Raw genomic sequence first — 14,980 nt, 5'->3', positions numbered from 1 at the left:
ATACCCCGGAAGTTTGTGGTTTCGACGATGCCTGGAGGGTCACCATGCCCAACCGGGCGCTAAAATGGCGTATTGCTCCAGGCGCCCAGGTTATGCATCAGTCCCCTCCTCCACCCCCCTCGGAAAACGTGCAGCGTGATGGCCACGCATTCAGCGACGCCGAGCGTGCCGCCGTCTATCGGGCAATCTACGAGCGACGTGACATGCGCCACTTCGTGTCCACGCCTGTCGACCCGGAGGTGCTGCAACGCCTGATCGAAGCGGCCCACCACGCGCCGAGCGTCGGCTATATGCAGCCTTGGCGCATCATTCGCATTAGCGATACCGGGCTACGATCCGAACTGCACGCGATTGTCGAACACGAGCGCCTGCGCACCGCCGACGCGCTCGACCAGCGCCGCGACGAATTCATGCAACTCAAGGTCGAGGGCATGCGCGAATGCGGCGAACTGCTGGTCGTCGCCCTGATGGATGGCCGGGAAAAGCATGTGTTCGGGCGTCGCACGCTGCCCGAAATGGACCTCGCCTCGGTGGCCTGTGCGATTCAGAACATGTGGCTGGCCGCACGCGCCGAAGGATTGGGCATGGGATGGGTCTCGCTGTTCGACACGGATGAAGTGCGCCGCGTACTCGGCATTCCGGCGGGCGCGAAGCCGGTCGCGATACTTTGCCTGGGCCACGTGCGGCAGTTCTATGCCGAACCCATGCTGGAAACTGAACGCTGGGCCCAACGGAAACCTCTCGCCGAGTGCGTCTACGAAAACGGTTGGCCGGAGGCCGCGCCATACAGCGTCGAGTCCAGAAAATCCTGCGATTCGAGCACCTGACCCACGAGAATCAGGGCAGTGCGCGACGCATCGGTAGGTTGCACCTTGCCCACTATGTCGCCCAACGTTCCGCGAATGATTTCCTGATCTGGCCAGCTCGCCCTGTACACCACGGCGATCGCACCGGCCGGACCGTAGAACGGCAGCAGTTCCTCAACGATACGCGCGAGATGCCGGACCCCAAGATGAATCGCGAGCGTCGCGCGGTGCCGTGCCAGATCGGCAAGCTGTTCGCCATCGGGCATTGCGGTCTTGCTGGCGTAGCGCGTCAGGATCAGCGTCTGCGAAACGCCGGGCAGCGTCAGCTCACAACCCAGCGCTGCGCTGCAGGCCGCCGTCGCCGTGACACCGGGGACGATTTCATAGGGAATATCGAGTGCGCGGAGCCGGCGGATCTGCTCGCCAATCGCACCGTACAAGGACGGATCGCCGGAATGCACACGCGCAACGTCGAGCCCGCGGCGATGTGCCTGCTCGAGCAAAGCTACGATGGCATCGAGGTCGAGCTCGGCGGTATTCACGACCTGCCCGGCGCGATGGCCTGCGATAACCGCCTCGGGCACCAGTGATCCCGCATAGAGAATCACCGGGCAAGTGCGCACCAGACGCTGCCCCTTGACCGTGATGAGTTCAGGGTCGCCGGGACCGGCACCGATAAAAAACACCGTCATAAACCGCTCCAAAAATTTTCTTGCCCGCTCGCGCCGTCGGTCAGGGTGCCAGTGCGTCAGGCCAATCTTCCAAAGCACCGAGCAATGCGGCGCCACTATCGAATACGCGTGTCGCCGCCGGCAGCTCCGGGCGCCTTAGCATCAGAACCGGCAAGCCACGCTCGCGAGCCACGTCGAGTTTGGCCTCGGTCGCGCGTCCGCCGCTATTCTTGCTGATCACCACGTCAATCGCCGCCTCTGCAAACAGCGCGCGTTCGCCTTCATGCGTAAAGGGACCGCGTGCATCGATCACGCGCGCACGCGCGTTGCCTGCATGCGCATCGAGACAGCGCACGGTCCAGAATTGTTGCGGCGGAATCTCGTCGAGATGCGCGAGCGGCTCACGCCCGAGCGTGAACAGAGGTCGGCGGAAGGCAGCGAGTAACTTGACCAAGCCCGCCCAGTCGTCGGCCTCGCGCCAATCGTCGCCAGGCTGCGCAATCCAGCCTGGGCGACGCAGCGCCCAGCACGGTACGCCGGCCTCCCGGCTTGCCGCCGCGGCGTTCGCGCTGATCCGCGCAGCGTATGGATGGGTGGCGTCGATCAAAAGCGAAACATGCTCGTCAACCAGATAGCGCGCCAGACCTTCACTGCCTCCGAAACCTCCAACGCGGACCCGGCAGTGCAAATCCTCCGGCACCCGGCCGAGGCCTGCCAGACTGTAGATATGCCCGCCCGCGAGCCGGCGCGCCAGTTGCAGCGCGTCGCCTGTACCGCCGAGGACAAGGATGCGCATCATAAGGCAGACCCGACCAGATTCCCGCCCCGATCGATCGCGAACATTTCGAGCGCCACGCCGGCCGGCGCAATCCCAACGGCCACATCGAGCGCACGCCGGCATACCGCATCGCCGAGCGGCACCGCCCGAGCGTGCGCCAGCGCTAGCGCCTCCTGACTCGTATTGGCGGCCCGCATGGACGCCTGCAGACTCGAATCGGCGCCCCACTCGCCGGCCCATTCGGCCAGCTGCGCGAGATCGATACTGGATACGCGGCTATGCAGATCCAGATGGCCGGCAGCGAGCTTGCTGATCTTGCCGAAACCGCCGCACACGCTCAGTCGCTCGACCGGAGCGCGCCGCAGATGCTTGAGCACTGCTCCGACAAAGTCCCCCATCTCGATCAACGCGATCTCGGGCAGGCCGTAACGCTGCCGCATCGCCTCCTCGCTTGCGTTACCCGTGCAGGCCGCCAGATGCCGATACCCGTTCGCACGAGCTACGTCGATACCTTGATGAATCGAGGCGATATAAGCCGAGCAGGAAAACGGCCGCACGATTCCCGTGGTGCCGAGAATCGACAGGCCGCCCACGATGCCGAGCCGCGGATTCATCGTCTTGAGCGCGAGCGCCTCGCCCCCCTCCACGCCGATCGTCACTTCGAAGCCACCGCTATAGCCGCAGGCAACAGCAAGTTCCGTCAGATGTTCGGTCATCATGCGGCGCGGCACCGGGTTGATTGCCGGCTCACCGACCAGCAGCGTCAACCCCGCTCGCGTGACCGTGCCCACACCAGGGCCGGCATGAAAACCCACCCCAGGTTCGGCCCTCAGACGCACGCGGGCGAACACCAGCGCGCCGTGCGTCACGTCGGGATCGTCGCCCGCGTCCTTGATCGTGCCAGCTTCAGCTTGCGTACCCGACTCGCCCCCAGCGAGCCGGCAAAAGGTCAGCCGCAAGGAGACGCGCTGCCCTTTGGGCAGCACGATTTCCGCCGCGTCACTCGTTTCCCCTGTCAACAGCAGCCGCGCCGCCGCCAGCGAAGTCGCGGTCGCGCAGCTGCCCGTGGTATATCCGGAGCGCAGGGGCGCAGACTGCTCGGGGGTTTCGTCACGCATACCGGTCTTCCCGCTTGCATACCTCAAGCAGCGTGACCGGCAGAGCCGGACGCCAGGTATCGAAGCGCCCAAGAGGCTCGGTTTCCGACAGGGCAATGCGCGTTAGCGTGCCCCCATGTTGCGCGTGCCAGGCCGACAGCGCCGCCTCGCCTTGCACCGTGACCGCATTCGCGACCAGACGTCCGCCCTCGCGCAAACGCGCCCAGCAGGTATCCAGCACACCCGGCCCGGTCACACCGCCGCCGATAAAAACCGCGTCGGGAGTATCCAGACCCTCGAGTGCTGCGGGCGCCCGCCCGGCAACCAGTTGCAGCGTCGGCACACCGAGCGCTTCACGGTTGTACTCGATAAAAGCCTGCCGCTCAGGGTGGCTTTCGATCGCGATCGCGCGGCAATCCGGATGCGTACGCATCCATTCGATACCGATCGAACCGCTGCCCGCGCCGACATCCCAGAGTAGTTCGCCGGGCGCCGGCGCCAGACGTGCGAGCGTGATCGCGCGTATGTCACGCTTGGTCAACTGGCCATCGTTGCGATATGCCTCGTCGGGCAAGCCGGGGGTCAGCGGCAAACGCAGGGCTTGCCCATCCGCACGGCATTCGACGGCGATCAGGTTAAGTGCAGCGACCGTGCCGACCGACCAGGCATCGGCACGCCCGTCGATACGCCGTTCGTGCACGCCGCCGCCCAGATGTTCGAAGACGGTCATCCTGCTCGCGCCGTAACCGCGCGCCATCAACAGAGTGGTCAAGGCTGCCGGGGTGTTGCCATCTGCGCTCAGCACGAGCAGACATGCGCCGTCATGCATCACCGTATTGAGCGCGGCCAGCGGACGGCCGACCAGCGAAACCGTCTTGACCTGTTGCAAGGCCCAGCCCATACGCGCTGCGGCCAGAGACACAGATGAAGGCGCCGGCAGAACATGCAATTCCTCCGCCGGTAACTGGCGCGCCAGCACCGCGCCGACACCAAACAGCATCGGGTCCCCGCTCGCCAGCACGCAAACCGGTGTGCCACGCCGCGCGAGCACCGCCGAAAGATCGAACGGTTGAGGCCACGCTTCGCGCTGCGCCCGCAGACGTGGCGGCAGCATCGCCAGATGACGCGCACCGCCGTAGACAATGTGTGCGTCGAGCAGCGCACGGCGTGCCGGCCGGCCGAGTCCGGCGAAACCGTCTTCGCCAATCCCGACCACGGTCAACCAGGCTGGCCTTGGCCCAAATTCTTTTGCATGCATCGAGAGGTTCTGCGAACGCCTGAGCCGCTCGGCCGCAGCGTCGTTTCAGATATCGAAAACAGGCATAATACAGCGCTTAGGCAGCCTTCCTTGCGGCCTTCTTTGCCCTGACACTGAGCGAACGCTGAGGCCCGCCCGCACAACACGCGGGCAGCGCCGCTCGCGCACGCGTGAAGTGATCCATGCATTTCCGGCCCTACGTGAACCGCCCTCCACTCCCCGCCAGCAGCAACGTTGCTCCGTACTCATCGGCCTGTCCCGGGTTGCTGCATATCGTCGCTGCGCGAGATGGCGGGCTGTGCCGTATCCGGCTGCCTGGCGGCACGATCGGGGCCGCTCAACTGCACGCCCTGGCTAGCGCGGCAGAACGCCATGCGGGCGGCCCTGTCGAACTGACGAACCGCGCGAATCTGCAATTGCGGGGCATTCGTGCCGGTCACGAAACGGCGCTGAGCCAGGCGCTGCTTGAGGCAGGGTTCGGCCCCCGTGGGCACCACGAAACTAGCCGTGCCGATGCACAAGCGGCGGACGCCCGTCGCAACCTGATGCTCAGCCCCGCAGCCGGTCGCGATCCTGACGCGCTAATCGATACGCGAGCGCTTGCGGCAAGCCTGCTCGACACTTTGCAGAACGAACCGCGCTTCGCTGCGCTCTCGCCCAAATTCTCCGTGCAGCTTGATGGCGGCGAGCGGCTCGCCATGCTCGAACATCCGCACGATATCTGGTTTGCGGCACAACCGGACGGGACCGGTGTGGGTTTCGCGTTCGGCCTCGCAGGCTGCCCATCGCCCGGTATCTATAAGGCGGGCGGCAACATGCTGAACCCAGCGCTGGAAGCGAGCGCCGATATACCGGCGCTCGGCATCGTCGGTCCGGAACAGGTCCCAGCGTTGCTCAATGCCCTGCTGCGGGCGTTCCTCGATCTCGCCACGCCGCAGCAGCCGCGCATGCGCGATCTGTTACGGACACACGCGGCCAGCTCAATCCTGCAGCGTGCGCAAACGTATCTCGACTTCCAGCCTCGGACAGTACGCGCATGGACTCGCCGTATCGCCGATCCAGCCCTGCGCTTTGGACCCCAACCGCAAGCTACAGCCGGTTTGTGGTGGGTCGGCGGCCAGCCGCCGCTAGGCCGGCTCGACACGCGTACCCTGCATGCACTGGCCGAACTCGCGCACGCGGCAAACACACAGGCCACGGTGATAGTAACGCCCTGGCAAAGCATCCTGATCCCGGATCTCGCCAAAACGGCAGTGGCGCCAACTGTCGCCGCCATGGAGCGACTCGGTTTTATATGCGATCCCCAGGCAGCGTATGCTGGCCTGATTGCCTGCGCGGGTTCAAGCGGCTGTGCGAAAGCGCGAGCTGATACCAAGGCCGACGCGCAATACCTCGCAGAACATCTGCCCCAACTTCGCCCCGCAGCGCTCGAGTTGCACCTGAGCGGCTGCGAGCGCTCATGCGCGGCGGCTCATTGCGCGGCTCACACGCTGCTCGCCGTGGCCCCCGGACACTACGACCTTTACGAACGCGATGGCGGCCCCGGCTTCGGCCGCCTCGTTGCGCACGATCTGAACCTTGAACAGATCAAGACTGTACTTACAACAACCGCCCGGAGCCCTATCGATGTCTGAGTACATCCGTGACGGACAGGAAATCTATCGCCAGTCCTTCGCCACGATTCGCGCCGAAGCGGATCTGTCACGCATCCCGCCCGATCTGGAAAAACTCGCCGTTCGCGTGATTCACGCCTGCGGCATGGTCGAAATCGTCGAAGCGCTGGAATTCTCCGCAGACGCCGGGCACTCTGGCCGTGAAGCACTGATGGGCGGTGCGCCGATTCTCTGCGATGCGCGCATGGTTGCCGAAGGCATTACGCGCGCGCGCCTGCCCGCGGCAAATCAGGTCATCTGCACGCTCGGCGAGCCGCGTGTACCCGCACTGGCCGAATCGCTTGGCAATACCCGCTCGGCTGCCGCCGTGGAATTGTGGCGGCCGAATCTGGCCGGCAGCGTGGTGGTCATCGGCAACGCACCCACCGCCCTGTTCCATTTGCTGGACATGATCGCGGCCGGCGCACCCAGACCCGCGCTCATCCTCGGTTTTCCAGTGGGATTTATCGGTGCTGCCGAATCGAAAGCCCTGTTGGCCGCCAATACGCTCGGCCTGCCCTATGTCTGCGTCGCGGGCCGCCGCGGCGGCAGCGCGATGGCCGCAGCAGCGGTCAATGCGCTCGCCTCGGAGATCGAATAAGTGAAACCAGCTGGACGTTTATACGGTCTTGGCGTCGGCCCAGGCGACCCCGAACTGCTGACGCTGAAAGCACTGCGCCGCCTCACAAGCGCCGACGTGGTGGCCTATTTCGTGGCCAAAGGCAAGAAAGGCAACGCCTACAGCATCATCGAGGCACATCTGCGACCAGCCCAGACGCAGTTGCCACTCGTCTATCCGGTCACGACCGAAGCACTTGAACCGCCGCTGTGTTACGAAACGATCATCGCCGGGTTCTACGACGAAGCGGCCGAAACGGTCGCAGAGCATCTCAATGCCGGACGCGACGTCGCCGTCATCTGCGAAGGCGATCCGTTCTTCTACGGCTCGTACATGTATCTGCACGACCGGCTCGCCGCGCGCTTCGAGACCGAGGTCGTGCCTGGTGTCTGCTCGATGCTCGGCGGTGCGGCCGTGCTCGGCTCGCCACTCGTGTACCGGAATCAGAGCCTGTCGGTACTGTCCGGCGTGTTGCCCGAAACAGAGCTGCGCGAGCGGCTCGCCACGGCGGACGCAGCCGTCATCATGAAACTCGGCCGCAACTTCGAAAAGGTCAGGCGCGTGCTGACCGAGCTTGGGCTGGCGCAGCGCGCGCTCTATGTCGAACGCGCAACCATGGCCAATCAACGCATCGTGGCGCTCGACGAGGTCGATCCGATGGCCTCGCCATATTTTTCACTACTGATCGTGCCGGGTAAAAATTGGCAAGCCTGATCCCACCCGCCATCGTGATTCTGGGGCCGTCCGCGCTGGCAACGGCGCGCAAGATCCAGGCCTGTTACGCCGGCTCACGGGTGCACGGTCTGCAGGCGCGAGTCGCCGCCGACGAAGCTTATGCCTCGCTCGGCGAACATTTACGCGCACTCTATGCGCAAGGCACACCGCTGATTGTGCTGTGCGCCGCGGGCATCGTGATCCGCTGCCTCGCCCCGGCACTCGCCAGCAAGGGGGCCGAGCCGCCCGTGCTCGCCGTCGCCGAGGACGGCAGCGCGGTCGTGCCGCTGCTTGGCGGCCTGGCTGGTGTCAACGACATGGCACGCGAGATCGCCGCAGCACTCGAAGTATCCGCCGCAATTACCACCAGTGGCGAATTGCGTTTCGGCACCTGCCTGCTCGATCCGCCTGACGGTTATGTGCTCGCCAGCCTGGAGCACGGCAAACACTTTGTCTCGGACCTGCTCGCCGGCGAGAGCACGCGCATCGAAGGGCATGCCCCCTGGCTCGAGCAGGCGAACCTGCCGCAGGCGCCCGGAGCGAGGCTGTCGATCCGCATCAGCGAACAACTGGGCACCGGGACGGCGGATGAACTTCTGATCCATCCGCGCTGTGTGGTAGCGGCGGTGCTAGAAGGCGACGAACAGACAGCCGCACGGGTCCAACAGGCCTTGCAGGACGCGCGCATCGCGCCGCTCTCGCTCGCGGCCCTGGTCGCACCGCATCGGACCATGAACGATGCGGCACTCAGACAGGCAGCGGACACGCTCGGCGTCCCGTTGCGATTTGTCGAAACAGGCGTCGAGGCGAGCGACTCGCATGCTCTCTTGAACGCGGCGCTTCGGTTACCGTGGCGGAGGCTCGACGGCAGCGAACCCGGGCTCGCTTTGGCGTCCTGCGCGGCGCCCGTCGATCCTGCGCAGATCGGCCATGGCCGCGGCTCGCTTAGCGTGGTCGGCCTCGGCCCCGGCAGCGCGGACCTGATGGTTCCAGCCGCGCGCCGCGCACTCGACGCGGCCACCGATATCCTCGGCTACGCCACCTATGTGAACATGGCCGGCCCGTTCCGCGTCGGCCAGCAACTGCATACCAGCGATAACCGCGAGGAGTTGCAGCGCGCGCGTCATGCGTTCGAGCTCGCAAGCCTGGGGCGCTCGGTCGCCATCGTCTCCTCCGGCGACCCGGGCGTGTTCGCGATGGCCGCGGCCGTACTGGAAGCGCTCGATAATTCCGATGATGCCGCCTGGGCCGGCGTCGAACTGAATATCGTGCCCGGCGTCTCGGCCGCGTTTGCTACCGCAGCTCAGGCGGGTGCGCCGCTCGGCCACGATTTCTGCCTGCTCTCGCTGTCCGATAACCTGAAGCCGTGGAGTGTGATCGAAACGCGGCTGCGACATGCGGCCGAGGCTGATCTCGTGATGGCCTTTTATAACCCCATCTCGCGTGCACGGCCCTGGCAGCTCGACCGCGCCCTGGAGATTCTGCGCGCCTTGCGCACACCCGATACCGTGGTGGTGCTGGGCCGCGATATCGGCCGGCCAGGCGCGACCCTCAATTCAACCACGCTCGGTATGCTGCGCTCGGAACAGGTCGATATGCGCACGATGGTGATCGTCGGCTCGTCGACGACGCGCCGTATTCCGGGTGGCCCGCATGGTGAGTGGATCTATACGCCGCGCTGGTATCCGGATGCGAAAGACGCAGTGTCCCAGACCGGGATTGAACCTGCTAAAGACGCCTGAAACTGTTTCCCGTCGTGCATTAAACTCAGATCAATCCTGGCCTAGCAGATCCTCGGGTCTGAGATACAGGGCGCCCCAACTCTCCGCCAGCGCTTTGCAACGTGCAAGCCTGAGCGGGCCGGTTTCGAAGTCGACCAACACGATACTGTCGGCCTCGGCCGGAAAAGGCGGCTGATCCACGCTACGGCCGTCCGTCAGAATCCATAGGCAACGCTGTCGCGTTACCTGACCGGTTGCAGCGCTCGCCAGCAACTGGCGGGCGCTGCGCACTCCGCTACTCAAGGGCGTGCCGCCACCCCCGCCAAGCGGGCGCAGCCAGCGCTCGTTCCACCAGCGCGGCACCGCCGGCCCGAAGCGACGCTCAGCGCGTGTGCCGGAAAAACAGATCAGCGCCGCCTCATCGCGTGCCTGTCCGATACGATCGAACAGGCTGGCGAGCACGCCCTTCGCAAGCGCGAGACGCCGTCCGCCCAGCATTGAACCCGAGCAGTCGAGCAGGAAGCAATGCAACGCCTTCTGACCGCTCCTCTCCGGCCGGAAACGCAGATGTTGCGTTTGCAGGCGCGCCGCCCCCTTGCTGGCGAATGTCGCCGGCCAGGCGATGCGCCGCACGCCCCGCATCCCGCTGCGGCTTGCAGTGCCCGCGCCTTCCAGCCATCGAAACCCGGCGGGCAAACCCGCGGGGGCGCGCTCCCGATGGCTCAGTGTTTTTTTGCGTCTAGCGGCCGGACCGCCTTGACCGGTTCGATTCCCGCAGCCACCGGCGGCAGGTAACCCCAGTCTGTATCGGTGGTCCGACCTGCGGGTGTTGCGGTGGCCGAGGCAGGAGGCGATGCAGCGTTTGACGTATCGGTCTGCCGCGTATCGGATTCGGCTGGCGGCGGTGCAGCTTGTGCCGGGTCTGCGTCATCCGGTTGCGTCCCAGCTTCTGCGTGCCGCCGATGACGTAGCGTCGCTTCGGCCACACGGTCGACGTGCTCGACCGCAATCGCTTCAGCCTGCTCGAGCGCCGCGAGTGCGCGAGCCGCGCGCAGCATCACCAGATCGGCGCGCATTCCGTCGACGGCCGCGGCGATACAGAGCTCGCTCACACGCGCATGGACCGTTTCGCTGAATTCGAGCGACGGCAGACGCATGCGCGCAGCGCGAATCCGCCGTGCGTAGTCGTCCTGCTGCACGTCGAAACCACGCCGGAAACCCTGTGGATCGAGTTCGAATGCGAGGCGAGCCTTTACGATCCGTTCGCGCAGCGCCGGCTCAAAGCAGTTTTCTAGCTCAACCATCAAACCAAACCGGTCGAGCAATTGCGGCCGCAACTCCCCTTCTTCGGGATTCATCGTGCCCAGCAGGACGAAACGCGCCTCATGGCTGTGCGAAATGCCATCGCGCTCGACCGTATTGACGCTGCTCGCTGCCACGTCGAGCAGCAGATCGACCAGCGAATCGGGCAGCAGGTTGATTTCATCCACATACAGTACGCCGCCATGCGCCTTTGCCAGCAGTCCGGGAGAAAAGCGCACGGCGTTGTCGCGCAACACCGTTTCGAGATCGAGCGTGCCGACGAGGTGCTCTTCGCTTGCGCCGAGCGGCAACGTCACCAGCTGACCATCTGGCAGCAGGTCGGCAAGCGCACGCGCAGCCGTCGATTTGGCTGTGCCGCGCGGGCCACTGATGAGTACACCGCCAATGCCCGGATCGATCGCAGCGAGCAGCAGCGCCTGTTGCAAGGGCGCCTGCCCAAGCAGCGCCGCAAACGGGAAAACCGTACGCGTGGCGCCGGGCGTACCGAAGACGAGCGTCCTGGGCGAGTCGATGTTTGTCATGAACGTCCTTCGAGATGCTGTTCCACCGCCAGCAGTTGCTGTTCGACCTGGCTTCGGTACGTGCCGGGATGCTGCCACAAGCCGCGCTGCATGGCCTCTAGCAGCCGCTCGCAGATGCCGTGCAACGCATGCGGGTTATAGCGCTGCAAAAACGCCCGCGTATCCGCGTCGTTCAGGTACGCGTCCGTGACCAGCGCGTATTGATGGTCGGCAACCACGCGTGCGGTGGCGTCGTAGCCATAGAGATAATCGACCGTCGCAGCGATTTCGGCAGCGCCTTTATAGCCGTGCCGCTTGATGCCTTCGAGCCATTTCGGATTCACCACGCGCGAGCGGATCACCCGTGCGATCTCCTCGCGTAACGGCCGGATGCGCGGCGTCTCCGGGTTGCTGTGGTCGGCATGGTAAAGCTGCGGTTGCGCGCCGCTCAGGTGCCGCACGGCTGCGGCCATGCCGCCCTGGAACTGGTAGTAGTCGTTCGAATCGAGCAGATCGTGTTCGCGGCTGTCCTGGTTCTGCAGCACCACGTCGATCGCAGCGAGGCGCATGCCGAAAGCATCGTGGGCGGCCTCGCCCGAACATTGTTGGGTGTAGGCGTAACCGCCCCACTGCTGATACGCGTGCGCAAGATCGGCGTCGCTTTGCCACTGGCTGGTGTCGATCAATTCCTGCAAGCCTGCGCCATAGGAACCAGGGCGTGCGCCGAAGATACGCCAGCCCGCGCGGCGGCGAGCCTCGCCAGCCTCCAGACCGCCGGCGATCAGCTGATCGCGCTCGCGCAGCACGCGCGCCCGGACCGGATTCAGCTCAACAGGTTCGTCGTCGAGCTCGGCCACCGCCTGCACCGCCGCGTCGAACAGGTGCATGAGGTTCGGGAACGCATCGCGGAAAAATCCCGACACGCGCAGCGTGACGTCGATGCGCGGCCGGTCGAACGTTGCGATCGGTAGAATCTCGAAATCGGTCACGCGATGACTGCCGGCTGCCCATTTTGGCCGTACGCCGAGCAGCGCAAGTGCCTGCGCGATATCATCGCCGCCCGTGCGCATGGTCGCCGTGCCCCACACCGACAGTCCGACTGCGCGCGGGTAATCGCCCTGCTCCTGCAAATGTCGCTCGATCAGTTGCTGTGCCGATTTGAGTCCGAGCGCCCAGGCGGCCTGGGTGGGCAGTGCGCGCGTGTCGACCGAATAGAAGTTGCGCCCCGTCGGCAGCACATCGGGGCGCCCCCGCGAGGGCGAGCCGCTCGGCCCCGGCGGCACGAAACAACCGGCCAGGCCTCGCCGCAACTGCCGCAGTTCTTCGCCACCGCATGCGTCGAGGCGCGGCAGCACGTCATTGCGCAAACGCTCGAGCACCTGCTCGGCATGCGGCAGACTGCCCGGCGCCGGCAGGCCGTGTGCAGGCCCAGATTCAGTATTGGCACTGGACAAACCGCACAGGTCAGCAAGCAATTCCGCTGCGAGCAGTTCGAGCCGCTCGCGCGTATCGCCCTTATGCCGCCAGGGCGCATCGCTCACCTGCTGCAATAGTGCCGGGCGAGGACCGTCCCATGGCGCCGACCAGTCGGGCGCCAGCGGATCGAACAGGCGGGCAATGTCGAGATCCCGTGCAAGCGCATCGATCAGCCCCGCGTTCGCCTCCCGCCCGTTGCCCACCGGGAAACGCGCCAGCGCCTGCAAGGTGTCGCGCCGCTGCACGCCCTGCGGCGAATGCCCGAAGATATGCAGACCATCGCGAATCTGCGCCTCTTTCAACTCGCATAGCCATGCATCGACCTGGGTCAGCAGCGCATCCTCGGCATCGGGACTGCTGGGTGCGGCCAGACTCAGTTCCTCATGCAGCCGATGCTCGACGATCGTCTTCAGGATCGTGCCGCGCAGCAACCTGGCACGCCGCGAATCGACCATCAAGGCGTCGTAGTATTCGTCGACCTGGCGTTCGAGATCCTGCAGCGGACCGTAATTCTCAGCACGCGTGAGCGGCGGCATCAGATGATCGATGATCACGGCCTGCGCGCGCCGCTTGGCCTGGCTGCCCTCGCCCGGGTCGTTCACAATGAACGGATAAAGATGCGGCAGCGGCCCAAGAATCAGATCGGGCCAGCACTGGCCGCTCAATGCGACGCTCTTGCCCGGCAGCCATTCGAGATTGCCGTGTTTGCCGACGTGCACCACGGCATCGATTTCGAAGCGGTGCCGCAGCCAGAAATAGAACGCCAGATAGGCATGCGGCGGCACCAGTTCGGCATCGTGATAACTCGCGTAGTCGCTGGCGTCACGGGAACGCGCGGGCTGAATCCCGACGAACACCTGGCCGCAGCGCCAGCCGGCGATCATGAAGCGCCCCTGGCGGACCGTCGGATCGAGTTCCGGCGCACCCCAACGCGCATTGAGCGCGGCTTGCACCTCGGCAGGCAGACGCTCGAAATAGCGGCGATAGTCGGCCAACGCCAGGCTTTGCAAGGCAGGACGCAAGTCGCGCACAACCGGGTCGTTGGTGACACCCTGAGTCAGCGTGCGCAGCAGGGCGTCGCCATCGGCCGGCAATGGGTCGAGCCGGTAACCCTCGTCACGCAACATGGCGAGGATCGTAAGGACAGAGGCCGGCGTATCGAGTCCGACACCGTTGCCGATCCGCCCTTCGCTGACGGGGTAATTCGCGAGGATCAGCGCGAGCCGCTTGTCGGCATTCTCAAGCGTGCGCAACCGGCACCAGCGCCGGCTCAGCTCGGCCACGAACGCGATGCGCTCGAGATCGGGCTGATAGCGCACCACGTCGACCTCGGTATGCGGGCAGCGGTAGTCGAGTCCCTTGAAACTGATCGCTCGCGTAATCACGCGGCCGTCGACCTCGGGCAGCACCACATGCATCGCGATATCGCGCGCATTGAGGCCATGATTGTCCTTGAGCCACGTCTCGCGGTTCCCGCCGCTCAGGATCACCTGCAGCACCGGTGCATCGCCCGCGAGAGCAAAGGCATCCGGGGCATCGATCGAAGAGACGGCAAACGCGGTGGTATTCAGCACCAGCGCGACCCGATGCTCGACGCTCAACTGCCGCAATACAGCGAGGCTCACTCGATCCTTCAGCGAAGTCACGGCGAGCGGCAAGGGGTTCACGCCTTGCGCCTCGAGCGCCTCGATCAGCGCATCGAACACGCGCGTATTGGCCGCCTGCAAATGCGCCTTGTAGAACAGGATCAGTGCCACCGGCGCACCGGGGCGCCAGCGCGCCTGCCAGTCGGCGATGCTCGGCGTATCGTGCTCAGGATGATAAAGCGCGGCAGCGGGCAACACGCGCGGCGCGGCCGGTTCGCTGCCCCAGCCGAGCGCGCGATAAGCGATGCAGCGCAAGAAGGCTTCGGCATTGAGCGGGCCGCCCTCGCGCAGATAGCGCCAGAGCTGATGGCACAAGGCGGGATCGGCGGTACTGCGCGCGAGCAGGTGCGGGTCTTCCTGAAGGTCGCCCGAGAACATCACCAGCACCTGCTTCCTGCGTTCGGCCAGTTCGACCAGCTGCTCGATACCGTAAGGCCAGTAGGCTTCGCCGCCCAGATGGTCGACGACCACCACACGCGCATGCTGGAGCACATCGTCGACGTAAAAATCGACCGATGCAGGCTGCCGCAAAAAGCTGACATTGGTGAGCCGGATCTCCGGGAAGCCGGCGCCGAGCCTCGGCACCACGCTCGCCAACAGCGCCAGCGTCGTGTCGGCCGAACTCAGCACCACGATCTCAGCCGGTCGCTGATCGATCCGGATGACGCCTTCGGTATCGTCGACAAAACCGCCCGGAACGGTGCGTAGCAGATGCATAA

The 14,980-nt window shown here is 65.3% G+C and carries 12 protein-coding genes; 5 read left to right on the top strand and 7 right to left on the bottom strand.

Annotated features, from left to right (window positions below; all coding sequences use genetic code 11):
• Nucleotides 1-92 precede the first annotated feature (92 nt).
• Nucleotides 93-827: a 5,6-dimethylbenzimidazole synthase gene (gene bluB / locus BUS06_RS29050; protein WP_074267812.1), complete on the top strand. Its 735-nt coding sequence runs from the start codon at nt 93-95 to the stop codon at nt 825-827.
• Here bluB and cobM read toward each other — a convergent pair.
• From cobM to BUS06_RS29030, 4 genes are read right to left on the bottom strand one after another with little or no spacing between them, the layout of a single operon-like run.
• A complete protein-coding gene (gene cobM / locus BUS06_RS29045) occupies nt 755-1,498 on the bottom strand; it encodes a precorrin-4 C(11)-methyltransferase (protein ID WP_074267811.1) in 744 nt (247 codons plus the stop codon). The two genes, bluB and cobM, sit on opposite strands and share 73 nt — an antisense overlap.
• Before the next feature lie 40 nt (nt 1,499-1,538).
• Entirely contained in the window at nt 1,539-2,276 is a 738-nt protein-coding gene (locus BUS06_RS29040) for a cobalt-precorrin-6A reductase (protein WP_074267810.1), read from the bottom strand.
• The gene (locus tag BUS06_RS29035; RefSeq protein WP_074267809.1) at nt 2,273-3,373 is read right to left on the bottom strand and encodes a cobalt-precorrin-5B (C(1))-methyltransferase; all 1,101 of its coding nucleotides are present in this window, start codon (nt 3,371-3,373) and stop codon (nt 2,273-2,275) included. The genes BUS06_RS29040 and BUS06_RS29035 overlap by 4 nt, the downstream gene beginning before the upstream one ends.
• The gene (locus BUS06_RS29030; protein WP_074267808.1) at nt 3,366-4,610 is read right to left on the bottom strand and encodes a bifunctional cobalt-precorrin-7 (C(5))-methyltransferase/cobalt-precorrin-6B (C(15))-methyltransferase; all 1,245 of its coding nucleotides are present in this window, start codon (nt 4,608-4,610) and stop codon (nt 3,366-3,368) included. The genes BUS06_RS29035 and BUS06_RS29030 overlap by 8 nt, the downstream gene beginning before the upstream one ends.
• Before the next feature lie 182 nt (nt 4,611-4,792).
• On the opposite strand from BUS06_RS29030, the gene cobG reads away from it, so the two are divergent.
• The 4 genes from cobG to cobJ are packed head-to-tail and all read left to right on the top strand — an operon-like array spanning nt 4,793 to nt 9,337.
• The gene (gene cobG, locus BUS06_RS29025) at nt 4,793-6,244 is read left to right on the top strand and encodes a precorrin-3B synthase (protein WP_254368987.1); all 1,452 of its coding nucleotides are present in this window, start codon (nt 4,793-4,795) and stop codon (nt 6,242-6,244) included.
• Nucleotides 6,237-6,863 carry a precorrin-8X methylmutase gene (locus tag BUS06_RS29020; protein ID WP_074267806.1) on the top strand — a complete coding sequence of 209 codons (627 nt, stop codon included), beginning with the start codon at nt 6,237-6,239 and terminating at the stop codon, nt 6,861-6,863. The genes cobG and BUS06_RS29020 overlap by 8 nt, the downstream gene beginning before the upstream one ends.
• Nucleotides 6,864-7,595 (top strand): precorrin-2 C(20)-methyltransferase, encoded by a 732-nt coding sequence (locus BUS06_RS29015; protein WP_074267805.1) that lies wholly within the window; start codon nt 6,864-6,866, stop codon nt 7,593-7,595.
• Nucleotides 7,583-9,337 carry a precorrin-3B C(17)-methyltransferase gene (cobJ, locus tag BUS06_RS29010; RefSeq protein WP_074267804.1) on the top strand — a complete coding sequence of 585 codons (1,755 nt, stop codon included), beginning with the start codon at nt 7,583-7,585 and terminating at the stop codon, nt 9,335-9,337. The genes BUS06_RS29015 and cobJ overlap by 13 nt, the downstream gene beginning before the upstream one ends.
• 30 nt (nt 9,338-9,367) lie before the next feature.
• Here the strand turns inward: cobJ and BUS06_RS29005 are convergent, their stop codons facing one another.
• From BUS06_RS29005 to cobN, 3 genes are all read right to left on the bottom strand, one after another.
• Nucleotides 9,368-9,958 (bottom strand): vWA domain-containing protein, encoded by a 591-nt coding sequence (locus tag BUS06_RS29005; protein ID WP_074267803.1) that lies wholly within the window; start codon nt 9,956-9,958, stop codon nt 9,368-9,370.
• Between the two features lie 80 nt (nt 9,959-10,038).
• Entirely contained in the window at nt 10,039-11,160 is a 1,122-nt protein-coding gene (locus BUS06_RS29000; RefSeq protein ID WP_074267802.1) for a magnesium chelatase ATPase subunit I, read from the bottom strand.
• A complete protein-coding gene (gene cobN / locus BUS06_RS28995) occupies nt 11,157-14,978 on the bottom strand; it encodes a cobaltochelatase subunit CobN (protein WP_074267801.1) in 3,822 nt (1,273 codons plus the stop codon). The genes BUS06_RS29000 and cobN overlap by 4 nt, the downstream gene beginning before the upstream one ends.
• Between the last annotated feature and the right edge of the window lie 2 nt (nt 14,979-14,980).

This window comes from Paraburkholderia phenazinium (assembly GCF_900141745.1).
In the GTDB taxonomy this organism is placed as follows: Bacteria; Pseudomonadota; Gammaproteobacteria; order Burkholderiales; family Burkholderiaceae; genus Paraburkholderia; species Paraburkholderia phenazinium_B.
The sequence above is the reverse complement of the archived record's forward strand: the minus strand, read 5'-3'. Positions and strand labels throughout refer to the sequence as shown.